Raw genomic sequence first — 11208 nt, forward strand, 5'->3', positions numbered from 1 at the left:
CTAAATTGTCCCTTTTGCGAAAGCGGGTCAGAAAACCGATGGAAACCCGATGAGTACCCAGCGATGAGTGCCCAAAAATGAGCAATCTGATGTGCTCACACCCCGCCCATTCCGGCATGGAATGGCGCAGTAAGAATTAAGGTTCGTACCTGTCCGGTGCGGGCCTAGACAGGAGAAATGTGGCCAAGGCCCGCGTCCACGAGCTTGCAAAAGAGCTCGGTATCACCTCTAAAGAAGCACTCGGCAAGTTGACCGAGATGGGCGAATTCGTTCGCTCAGCGTCTTCCACCATTGAGGCCCCCGTCGTAAGGAAACTTCGCGACGCATTCCCCACGGCAGCCAAGCCTGCCGACTCTGCTCCGGCCGCGCCGGCAGCACAGACTAAAACTGCTGAAACCAAGGCAGCTGCCCCCGCGGCTGCTGCAAAGAACGGTGCCCCGGCAGTTGTGCCCGGCCCGAAGGCTCCGGCTGCGAAGCCGGGCGCCAAGAGTGCACCGGCGCCGGCCGCGCCTGTCGCAGCAACACCCGCTGCGGCGGTTGCTCCTGCGCCGGCTGCTCCTGCAGCTCCCGTGGCGGAAGCCCCGGCTGCACAGGCTGCTGCGCCGAAGGCTGCAACACCCGGTGCCCCGCGCCCCGGCAACAACCCCTTCGCAACGTCACAGGGCATGCCCCGTTCCGGCAGCCGCAACGAGCGCACCGACAACCGTGGCGGCGACAACCGCACCGACAACCGTGGCGGCGACAACCGCACCGACAACCGTGGCGGCGAAAACCGTGCACCGCGTCCTGCGGGGGCCGGTGCTCCGCGCCCCGGCAACAACCCCTTTGCACCCTCGCAGGGCATGCCCCGTCCGGGTGCTCCCCGCAGCGCCGAAGCCGGTGCCGCTGGTCCCCGTCCCGGTGGTCCCCGTCCTCCGGCAGGTGCACCCCGCCCAGGTGCACCCCGCCCGGCTGGTGCAGCCGGTGCCGGTGGTCCCCGTCCGGGTGCCCCGCGCCCCGGTGGTGCGGCCCGTCCGACTCCCGGCATGATGCCCAACCGCACCGAGCGCCCTGCTGCGCCCGGTCGCGGAACTGACCGTCCCGGTGCTCCGGGCCGCGGTCGTCCGGGTGCTCCCGGAGCCACTCCGGGTGGCGCACCAGGCGGCGCTCCCGCCGGTGGTGGCTTTGGCAAGGGTGGCCGCGGTCGCGGTGGCACCCAGGGTGCCTTCGGCAAGGGCGGCGCAGGCCGTGGCAAGCAGCGCAAGTCGAAGCGTGCCAAGCGCCAAGAGCTGGAGCAGATGAGTGCTCCTTCACTGGGCGGCGTATCGGTACCCCGCGGTAACGGCACCACCGTTATCCGTTTGCGTCGTGGCGCGTCCATCTCGGACTTTGCCGACAAGATCGAGGCAAACCCGGCAGCACTGGTGACGGTGCTGTTCCACCTCGGTGAAATGGCAACTGCGACACAGTCACTGGACGAAGACACCTTCGCCCTGTTGGGCACCGAGCTGGGCTACAAGGTCCAGGTCGTGTCCCCCGAGGATGAAGAGCGCGAACTGCTCAGCAGCTTCGACATCGACTTCGACGCGGAGCTTGAAGCTGAAGGCGACGAAGACCTTGAAGTTCGTCCCCCCGTTGTCACCGTCATGGGTCACGTCGACCACGGTAAGACACGCCTGTTGGACGCGATCCGCAAGTCGGACGTTGTTGCCGATGAGCACGGTGGCATCACCCAGCACATCGGTGCCTACCAGATCGTGCACGAGCACGAAGGTACAGATCGTAAGATCACCTTCATTGACACCCCCGGCCACGAGGCGTTCACCGCCATGCGTGCCCGAGGGGCGAAGGTCACCGACATCGCCGTGCTGGTTGTCGCAGCGGACGACGGCGTCATGCCGCAGACCATTGAGGCGCTCAACCACGCCCAGGCCGCCGGTGTACCGATTGTGGTCGCAGTGAACAAGATCGACAAGGAAGCAGCCAACCCGGAGAAGATCCGTGGCCAGCTGACCGAATACGGCCTGGTTCCTGAAGAATACGGTGGCGACACCATGTTCATTGACGTGTCAGCCCGCAATGGCATCAACATCGAGGAACTCCTCGAAGCTGTGCTGTTGACAGCCGACGCTGCCCTGGACATGCGCGCCAACCCGAACAAGGACGCCCGAGGCATCGCGATTGAAGCCAACCTGGACAAGGGGCGCGGTTCCGTGGCTACTGTTCTGGTTCAGTCCGGTACCTTGCACGTCGGTGACACCATTGTTGCCGGCACCGCCCACGGCCGTGTCCGTGCGATGTTCGATGAGAACGGTGACGCCATCACCGAGGCTGGACCCTCACGTCCGGTCCAGGTTTTGGGTCTGTCCAACGTTCCCCGTGCAGGTGACACGTTCTTCGTTACCGGGGATGAGCGTACGGCCCGCCAGATCGCTGAAAAGCGTGAAGCAGCAGACCGCAACGCCGCACTGGCCAAGCGCCGCAAGCGCATCAGCCTGGAAGACTTCGATCAGGCCGTTGCAGACGGTAAGGTTGACACCCTTAACCTCATCCTCAAGGGTGACGTGTCCGGTGCTGTTGAAGCACTGGAAGACTCGTTGCTCAAGATCGATGTTGGCGAAGGCGTGCAGCTGCGCGTCATCCACCGCGGTGTCGGTGCCATCACGCAGAACGACGTCAACCTGGCCACCGTGGACAACGCCATCATCATCGGCTTCAACGTCAAGCCGGCCGAGCGCGTTGCCGAACTGGCTGACCGTGAAGGCGTCGACATGCGCTTCTACTCGGTCATCTATGGCGCCATTGATGATATTGAGCTGGCTCTCAAGGGCATGCTCAAGCCTGAGTACGAGGAAGCCGAACTCGGTACCGCCGAAATCCGCGAGGTATTCCGCTCTTCCAAGCATGGCAACATCGCTGGTTCCATCGTCCGTTCCGGCATCATCCGCCGTAACACGAAGGCTCGCGTGCTTCGTGCCGGGAAGATCATTGGCGACAACCTCACCGTTGACTCGCTCAAGCGCTTCAAGGATGACGCAACCGAAGTCCGCACCGACTTCGAGTGTGGTATCGGTTTGGGATCGTTCAACGACCTGCAGGCCGAGGACATCATCCAGACGTTCGAAATGCGCGAGAAGCCCCGCGTGTAACAGCTTCGCCCATTACTGAGCCGGCTGGGCGCCCACCTGGGCACCCAGCCGGCTTTGTATTCCCTTTAGATGGTTCCAAACCGTCAACGTCTTTGCCGAATTAAGGAGATCATCATGGCTGATTCAGCCCGCGCGTCCAAGCTGGCACAGCGCATCAAGGTTGTGGTGGCTGAAGGCCTCCGCTCGAGGGTCAAGGATCCCCGCGTGGAAGGCATCACCGTCACCGACGCGCGCGTGACCAACGATCTGCAGCACGCCACCATCTACTACACGGTGTTCGGTGACGAGACCGCCAGTTCCGAGGCCAAGATCGGCCTGGAGCGCGCCAAAGGCGTCCTGCGTGCGGAGGTGGGCAAGAACATCACCGTTCGCCTGACCCCCACGCTGGAGTTCATCGCGGACGAGATCCCCGAGAACGCCTCCAACCTTGAAGCGTTGCTGCGTGTGGCCAAGGAGCGCGACGCCAAGCTGGCCGAGATCTCCGCCAACGCCGAGTTCGCTGGTGAGGCAGACCCGTACAAGAAGCCTGAGGACGAGTCCGAAGAGGCTTAATCTCCTCTGACGCCTTGTCCCGAGCACGACGGCGGCAGCCCACCTTCCAGCGGAAGGCGGGCTGCCGCCGTCGTCGTTCGCGGCGCCCCTGCTCGCCGGCTCGCAGCGGGCCGTCGCCAGCTCTCTTGGGACTCTGGTGGTCAGTGGTGTTGAATGGCCCATAGACCCTGCACACCGTTGTGAAAGACCAGAACTGGAGCCCGCACCCATGGACGCCTCGGACCTCATCTCCTTCGACTCGCTGCTGAACGCCGATGAGCTCGCGCTGCGCGACAAGGTGCGCAGCTTTGTGCAGGAGGAGATCAAGCCGCACATTGCCGGCTGGTTTGAGCAGGCACAGTTTCCGCTGGAGATAGTGCCCGAACTGGCTAAACTGGGTGTGCTGGGCATGCACCTGGACGGTTACGGCTGTGCAGGTGCCAGCGCGGTTGCATACGGTCTGGCTGCGGCTGAGCTGGAGGCAGGGGATTCAGGCATCCGCACCTTTGTTTCGGTGCAGGGCTCGTTGACGATGTCGGCCATTCACCAACATGGCTCGGAAGAACACAAGCAGCAGTGGCTGCCGCAGCTGGCGGCGGGGGAGGCCATCGGCTGCTTCGGCCTGACCGAGCCCACGGCCGGTTCGGATCCGGGAGCCATGACAACTTTTGCCCGGCGGGACGGCAGCGACTGGGTGCTCAACGGGCGCAAACGCTGGATCGGGCTGGCCTCCGTGGCCCAGCTGGCCGTGATCTGGGCGCAGACCGATGCCGGCGTGCGCGGCTTCCTCGTCCCCACGGATACGCCGGGGTTCACGGCTTCAGCCATCGGCCACAAGCTGTCGATGCGGGCCTCCATCCAATGTGACATCATCCTTGACGAGGTGCGGCTGCCGGCCGACGCGATCCTGCCGGGCGCGGTGGGTTTGAAGGGGCCGCTGATGTGCTTGAATGAGGCGCGTTACGGCATCGTGTGGGGTGCCATGGGCGCCGCCCGCGACGCCTTCGAGGACGCCCTGGCCTACTCCAAGCAGCGCCTGCAATTCGGCAAACCGCTGGCCGGCTACCAGCTGACACAGCAAAAACTCGTGAACATGGCCCTGGAAATCAACAAGGGATTCCTGCTGGCGCTCCACCTGGGCCGGCTCAAAGATGCCGGGGCACTGGCACCCCACCAGATCAGTGTGGGCAAGCTGAACAACTGCCGCGAGGCCATCGAGATCTGCCGCGAGGCCCGCACCATCCTGGGTGGCAACGGCATCACCCTGGAATACTCGCCCATGCGCCACGCAAACAACCTGGAGTCGGTGCGCACCTATGAGGGCACCGACGAGGTCCACACACTGATCCTGGGCCACAAGCTCACGGGCGAGAACGCCTTCGGCTAAGCCACGCCCCTCGTTGGGCACCCGCCCCTCGAAATGACACCGATCCCGGTGTCATGTGGCGGGATCGGTGTCATTTTCCGGGGTGGCCCTGGCGTTCCGCGCAAAGCACGACGGCGGGAGCCCCCCTGCCACTGGAAGGTGGGCTCCCGCCGTCGTACCGCCACCGGGTTAGCGGATCCCCTTCGTGATGAGGCTGCCGCCGGTGTCGGCCAAGGCGTTGGTGAGCATCGCCAGGGTTTTGCCGCTGACTTCAACGTCGGAGGCCATCATGGCAGGGAACACGCTGCTGACCTTGCCGTTCTTGATTTGGCTGATGCCGTCGCCCATGAGCTGGGCCACGTAGACGTTGTTGTTGCGGTCAACGGCGATGCCTGTCGGTGCGGAGAGGTTCTGCGCGAGCAACTGGGTCTTGCCGCTGTGCAGATTCATCCGGTAGGCCTTGCCCACGCCGAGGGACTCTCCGGGAACGCCGGGAAGCACCGTGTAGTACAACCACTGCCCGCTGACCTCAATGTCGGTGGGGACGGGCTGGGCGTAGTACTTCAGTCCCACCATGCACTCCGGAACCGCCATGTCCGCCTCGGCGGCAACGGCGACCACTGCGGCGTCAATGGTGATGGCCTCGGCGGGCAGTGCCTTGATGAGCTTGACGTTGCCGTGCTTGTTCACGAACAGGATGGCGTTGGCGCCGGCATCGCCAACATACACGCCGTTATTGGCTGGTGCCGAGGAATACGGGTGCGAGAACACCTCGCCCATTGACTGCATGTAGGGTGCCTGGGCCAGGCATTCGGGTGCGGCGTCACGGACACCGTACATGGTGTTGCCGTCGGGGTCGTTGGCTGCCTCAAAATCGGCCAGGTCAGTGATCTGGCGGCTGTTGCCGCGTTGGTCGATCTGCATGAGCCTGGCCGGGAGCAGGACGCCTCCCGGTTCGGGACCGGTGCCCTGGTCATTGTTGAAGTAGTACGTCTTGCCGTCCAGGTAGGAGACACCTGCGAATTCCTGCCCGGGGGCACTCGCCACAGTGGTCTTGACACCCTTCGCTGAAATGCTGCTGAGCGTCCCGGCAAAGGATTCCGCCACAAGGAAGCTGCCCTTCGGCCCAAAAGCAACTTTCAAGGGGCTGATCAGCTGCGAAGCAACTTCGGTGACAGGGGAAGGCTGGTGATTGCCGTGGCCCCCGTTGTAGCCGGCGTTGTTGTTGTGTCCTGAGTTGTTGTAGCCGTTTCCCGAGCTGTTTCCCGAATGGGCCAAGGCAGGCCCTGCGCTGAGAATCATGGCAAATGTGCAGGCAGCCGCCAGGGCCGCAATTCTTGACTTCATAATTTCCCCTAGGGGAGGGGCCCGGTGATGACGGGCCGATGGACTTTTGATGCTGGCTGTGGTTGCAGGCCACATCCAGACTGCCTACCTCAACTCGAGGTGAAGCGGATCGTTGTCCCCCAGCTGCATCAGTCCGTCAGTTGTGCCGCTCCGGATGACGGCGCAGCACGTGGGACAAGCGTAAATCCGCGGGGGCGGCGGGGTCAAAAACTTTTTGGCGGTTGCCGCCGGCGCCATTGGCCCGTGTGCTGGGAAGCGGCCCGTGGTGATGTTGCTCTCCCGCCGAGCCCGCAACTGGCGCCGGACCAGCAAGGAAGGCGCCGGTGCGGATATACTTCGAAGCGTGCTTTCTGGACTGGTAATCGTAGACAAACCGCAGGGATGGACCAGCCACGATGTGGTCGGCCGGATGCGAAGGCTGGCAGGGACCCGAAAAGTTGGGCATGCCGGCACCCTTGACCCCATGGCAACCGGCGTGTTGGTGGTGGGCATCAACAAGGCCACCCGCCTGCTGACCTACATCGTTGGCACCTCAAAAACCTATGAGGCCACCATCAGGCTCGGCTCCACCACCGTCACCGACGACGCCGAAGGCGAGACCACGGCGACCACCTCTGCCGACGGTGTCACGGACGAGGCCGTCGAGGCTGGCATCGCGAAGCTGCGCGGGCCCATCGAACAGGTGCCCAGCAGTGTCAGCGCCATCAAGGTCAACGGCGAGCGGGCCTATGCCCGGGTCCGGTCCGGGGAAGACGTGAAGCTGGCCGCCCGCCCCGTCACCATCCACTCCTTTGACGTCTTGGACATTCGCCGCGGCACGCACGACGGCGTTGCGTACGTTGACGTGGATGCCTCCGTGCGCTGTTCCTCAGGAACATACATTCGCGCACTCGCCAGGGATCTCGGCGCCGACCTTGGCGTGGGTGGTCACCTGACGGCGCTGCGCCGCAGCAGCGTTGGCCCCTACACCTTGGAACAGGCCCGCACGTTGGAGCAGCTGGCCGACGAGCTGAACATCCTTGACATCGCCGACGCCGCCAGGGCCTTGATGTCGGTGCGTGAACTCTCGGCCGCCGAAGCCATTGAGCTGTCTTTTGGCCGGCGCATCCCCGCCAGTGTGGAGGGTACCCACACCAGCGAAGACCCGGCCGCGGCTTTTGCCCCCGACGGCACACTTGTTGCGCTGCTGGCCGACGCCGGCAAGTACGCGAAACCCATCCTCGTGTTCCCGCCGGACCCGGCACCCGCGCCAAGCACTGCACCCAGCGCCACGCACAACGCCACGCCAGCCGCAGGGGAGCCGGCCAAGTGACACTTGACGCCTGGTTCATCATCGGTGCCTCGGTGGGAGTGGCTTCCACCGCCGTGTGCGTCGTTGCCGGGGTGATGAAAAAGAAACCCAACGATGTCACCATACTGGCCCTGGCCGCCGTCGAACTTTTCATTATTGTCTACGCCATCGCCTCGGCAGTGCGGCTGTTCAGCGGTGAATCGCTCGCCGGCGAGGCCTGGGAATTCTGGGGCTACATGTTCACCGCGGCCATGCTGCCCGTGGCCGGCTTCTACTGGGCCATGATGGAGCGCACGCACTGGTCCAACTACGTCATGGGGGCCGTGGGCGTCACAGTGGCGGTCATGCTGGCCCGCATGGCACAGATTTGGTACGGCATGACGATACCCGCAGCAGCATTGCAACAAGGAATTGGACTATGAAATCCAACAGGATAGCGACAACCGGCGACACCGGCTCAGACACCGCCCCGCACGGGCGGACCTCGGGAGCCGGCCGTCTCCTGATTACTGTTTACGCAGTCTTTGCCATCTCAGCCACGGCCCGCGCCGGCTTCCAGATCGCCACACACTTTGCCGATGCACCCGTGGCGTACCTGCTCTCAGCCTTCGCCGCCATGGTCTACATTGTGGCAACCGTGGCCCTGGCCAACCCGGGCGCAAAATGGGCGCTGACCGCCACCATCGCCATCTGCATTGAACTGGCCGGCGTGCTGGTCATCGGCGCCCTGAGCATGTTTGATGCCGCAGCCTTCCCGCACGCCACCGTGTGGAGCGCCTTCGGCAAGGGGTACGGCTTCATTCCGCTGCTGCTGCCCATCATCGGCTTGATCTGGCTGTACCGCCACCGGGAAGTGAAATGAACACCCTGGCCCCCTCACACACCAACCCAGTCCTTGGCGACGGCCGCACCACCCTGCGCCGCTTCACCACAGCCGACGCGGACGCCTTCGCCGCGATCCACGGTGATCCGCTGAACATCAAGTGGACCGCCTCCGACGCGGCCATGACCGTGCGGGCGGCAGGCGAGCTGATCGACGGCTCCATCGCCGCCGGCTGGGAGGACGGGCGCTACCTGCGCTTTGCCATCTGCGAGAAGTTCGACGGCGTCCCCGAGGTTGTGGGCACGCTCAGTGTGCAGGACATTTTTTCAACGCTCGACGGCGGTTCGGCCAGCGTCGGCATCAAGATGTTGCCGGCCGGCCGCGGCACGGGCACCGCCCAGCGGGCCATTGAACTGCTGTGCGGTTACGCCTTCGGAAACCTTGGCCTGGAAATCCTGCACTGGCGCACCACCGACGGCAACACGGCAAGTGCCGAGCTGGCCAAGCGTTGCGGCTTTGTCCTGGCGGCTCAGATTCCGGGTTACGGCCATGTCGCCGAACAGGTGGCCGACGGGCTGATGTTCACCCAAAGCCGTGAACAGTTCGCCTCCAGCACCCATCCGGCACCGGAACCAGTGCCGTTGGACATGACGGCGGTCGTGCCGGTGCTGCGCAACGACGCGGTGGTGTTGCGGGCCCTGTCCATGGCCGATGCCCCGGTCCTGGTGGAAAACTGTGTGAACCCGGAAGCCGTTCGATGGACAACTGTGCCACTGGGCTACACGATGGAGCACGCCGAGTACTTCATCAACACCATCACCCCGGACGGCTGGCGCACGGGGGAGACGCTTTCGTTCGCTGTCGCCCACCCCGCAACGGATGAACTGTTGGGAACAGTTGACTTGCAGTGCAAGAACCCGGGCGCTGCCGCCATCGGCATCAACTTTGGTGCCCACGCCCGCGGCACCGGTGCCGCGGAAGCTGCCGTGCGGCTGCTCCTTGACTATGCGTTCAACCAGCTCAACCTCAGCTGGGTGCACTGGACGGCGCTGGTGCCCAACTGGGGCAGCAGGAAGCTGGCCTGGAAACTGGGCTTCCACTTTGACGGGCACATCCGCGGCGACTACAACGACCGCGGCACACCGTCGGACCGTTGGATTCTCTCACTTGCTGCAGGGGACGAACGGACACCCCAGGAACCATGGACCGGTCCGGCGCCGCGCAACAGGTAATCTTGGACAGGGCAGCGCAGCTTCCCACACATTTCGCCGGCACAATCCACCCGGCGAGCAACTGACTGGATGAGGAATAGTAGTGCAGATTTGGAACTCCCTGGCTGAAGTTCCCCAGGACTTTGGCCCCTGCGTGGTCACCTTGGGTAACTTTGACGGGCTGCACCGAGGCCACCAGGAAGTCCTTGCCCAGGTCCGTGCCGAGGCGCTGTCACGGGGTGCCGCCGCGGTGGCACTGACCTTCGATCCGCATCCCGCCCTCATTCACCGTCCCGATACTGCGCCCGAACAAATCATGGGCCTGGCTGACAAACTGGCCGCCATGGCGGCGTTGGGCTTGGACGGGGTCCTTGTTCTTCCCTACACCCTGGAATTTGCCGCCCAAACCCCTGAACAGTTTGTGCGCAGCGTCTTTGTTGAAACGTTGGGCGCCTGCACCGTGGTGGTGGGCCAGGATGTCCGCTTCGGGCAGGGAAACTCCGGTGACTTATCCACCATGGTGAGTCTCGGCGCGGACCTGGGGTTCGACGTCGTGGTTGTCAATGATGAGGGTCATGACCGGCGCTGGTCCTCGACCTGGGTGCGCGAGGCGCTGCGCAAAGGTGAGGTTGACACGGCCGCTGCGGTGCTGGGCCGCACCCACACAATGAGCGGGGAAGTGGTGCACGGCGCCGCCCGCGGGCGTGAACTGGGATTCCCGACGGCGAACCTCTCACCCGATGCGTGCGGGATCATCCCGGCGGACGGCGTCTATGCGGGCTGGCTGACGGACACGCACGGGCACCGCTGGCCGGCTGCGATCTCCGTGGGCTCCAACCCCACCTTCGTCGGAGTCAGCCGCCAGGTGGAGGCATATGTGCTTGACCGGCCCGAAGAACCCATCGAGGCTTTCGACCTGTACGGCCAGCACGTGGTGGTGGAATTTGTGCAGCGGCTGCGCGGCATGGTTGCCTACACGGGGCCCGCAGCGCTGATTGAGCAGATGCACGTTGATGTGGACCAGGCCCGCGCAATTCTGGTTTGAGCCGCCCGGCGTGGCGCCGGCGCGCAAGGTGCGCCGTGAGGGGTGGCTCACACGCTTCGACATCTGCGCCCTTTCTGCACTAAACTGAAAGGTGGAATCCGGCTGCAGTCCGTGGTGGCTGGATTCGGCTGTGTTTGTCCAAGCAATTGTGTTGGGCGCAGGCTACATGTTCACGGCACATTCAAGGAGTTACTTGTGGCATTAGACGCCGCTGTAAAGCAAGAAATCATGCAGGCTTTTGCAACCGTCGAAGGCGACACCGGTTCGCCTGAGGTTCAGGTTGCAATGCTCTCACGTCGCATCACCGACCTGACCGAGCACTTGAAGATGCACAAGCACGACCACCACACCCGCCGCGGCCTCATGGGCCTGGTTGGTCGCCGTCGTCGCCTGCTTGCGTACCTCAAGGACACCGACATCGCCCGCTACCGTACGCTCATCGAGCGCCTCGGCCTGCGCCGCTAGT

General features: G+C 64.1%; 10 protein-coding genes. 9 read left to right on the forward strand and 1 reads right to left on the reverse strand.

Annotated features, from left to right (window positions below; genetic code table 11):
• Positions 1 to 179: 179 nt before the first annotated feature.
• The 3 genes from infB (at position 180) to art_RS20135 (ending at position 5046) form a co-directional block, all read left to right on the forward strand.
• Positions 180 to 3128, forward strand: coding sequence for a translation initiation factor IF-2 (gene infB / locus art_RS20125; protein WP_038467823.1), 2949 nt, complete (start codon positions 180 to 182; stop codon positions 3126 to 3128).
• A 114-nt stretch (positions 3129 to 3242) separates the two neighbouring features.
• Entirely contained in the window at positions 3243 to 3680 is a 438-nt protein-coding gene (gene rbfA / locus art_RS20130; RefSeq protein ID WP_038467826.1) for a 30S ribosome-binding factor RbfA, read from the forward strand.
• Between the two features lie 208 nt (positions 3681 to 3888).
• A complete protein-coding gene (locus art_RS20135; protein WP_052136833.1) occupies positions 3889 to 5046 on the forward strand; it encodes an acyl-CoA dehydrogenase family protein in 1158 nt (385 codons plus the stop codon).
• Between the two features lie 168 nt (positions 5047 to 5214).
• Here the strand turns inward: art_RS20135 and art_RS20140 are convergent, their stop codons facing one another.
• The gene (locus art_RS20140) at positions 5215 to 6372 is read right to left on the reverse strand and encodes a ScyD/ScyE family protein (RefSeq protein ID WP_038467829.1); all 1158 of its coding nucleotides are present in this window, start codon (positions 6370 to 6372) and stop codon (positions 5215 to 5217) included.
• Between the two features lie 343 nt (positions 6373 to 6715).
• On the opposite strand from art_RS20140, the gene truB reads away from it, so the two are divergent.
• The 6 genes from truB to rpsO all read left to right on the forward strand — a co-directional run bounded on the left by truB (position 6716) and on the right by rpsO (position 11207).
• Complete coding sequence (truB, locus tag art_RS20145) at positions 6716 to 7684, forward strand: tRNA pseudouridine(55) synthase TruB (protein ID WP_038467832.1); 969 nt, start codon at positions 6716 to 6718, stop codon at positions 7682 to 7684.
• Positions 7681 to 8085, forward strand: coding sequence for a hypothetical protein (locus art_RS20150; RefSeq protein ID WP_038467835.1), 405 nt, complete (start codon positions 7681 to 7683; stop codon positions 8083 to 8085). The genes truB and art_RS20150 overlap by 4 nt, the downstream gene beginning before the upstream one ends.
• Positions 8082 to 8525, forward strand: a complete 444-nt coding sequence (locus art_RS20155; RefSeq protein WP_052136834.1) for a hypothetical protein — start codon at positions 8082 to 8084, stop codon at positions 8523 to 8525. Before art_RS20150 ends, art_RS20155 begins: the two co-directional genes overlap by 4 nt.
• Positions 8522 to 9718 carry a GNAT family N-acetyltransferase gene (locus art_RS21935; RefSeq protein WP_082000473.1) on the forward strand — a complete coding sequence of 399 codons (1197 nt, stop codon included), beginning with the start codon at positions 8522 to 8524 and terminating at the stop codon, positions 9716 to 9718. Before art_RS20155 ends, art_RS21935 begins: the two co-directional genes overlap by 4 nt.
• 82 nt (positions 9719 to 9800) lie before the next feature.
• Entirely contained in the window at positions 9801 to 10742 is a 942-nt protein-coding gene (locus tag art_RS20165) for a bifunctional riboflavin kinase/FAD synthetase (RefSeq protein WP_038467838.1), read from the forward strand.
• A gap of 195 nt (positions 10743 to 10937) precedes the next feature.
• Entirely contained in the window at positions 10938 to 11207 is a 270-nt protein-coding gene (rpsO, locus tag art_RS20170; RefSeq protein WP_038467841.1) for a 30S ribosomal protein S15, read from the forward strand.
• The last annotated feature ends 1 nt before the right edge of the window (position 11208 follow it).

The organism is Arthrobacter sp. PAMC 25486 (assembly GCF_000785535.1).
Taxonomy (GTDB): domain Bacteria; phylum Actinomycetota; class Actinomycetes; order Actinomycetales; family Micrococcaceae; genus Specibacter.

Bases quoted from the DNA above. Each gene is read 5' to 3' on its own strand.
- rbfA (WP_038467826.1), top strand. From the start codon at position 3,243: ATGGCTGATTCAGCCCGCGCGTCCAAGCTGGCACAGCGCATCAAGGTT.
- art_RS20135 (WP_052136833.1), top strand. From the start codon at position 3,889: ATGGACGCCTCGGACCTCATCTCCTTCGACTCGCTGCTGAACGCCGAT.
- art_RS20140 (WP_038467829.1), bottom strand. From the start codon at position 6,372: ATGAAGTCAAGAATTGCGGCCCTGGCGGCTGCCTGCACATTTGCCATG.
- art_RS20155 (WP_052136834.1), top strand. From the start codon at position 8,082: ATGAAATCCAACAGGATAGCGACAACCGGCGACACCGGCTCAGACACC.
- art_RS21935 (WP_082000473.1), top strand. From the start codon at position 8,522: ATGAACACCCTGGCCCCCTCACACACCAACCCAGTCCTTGGCGACGGC.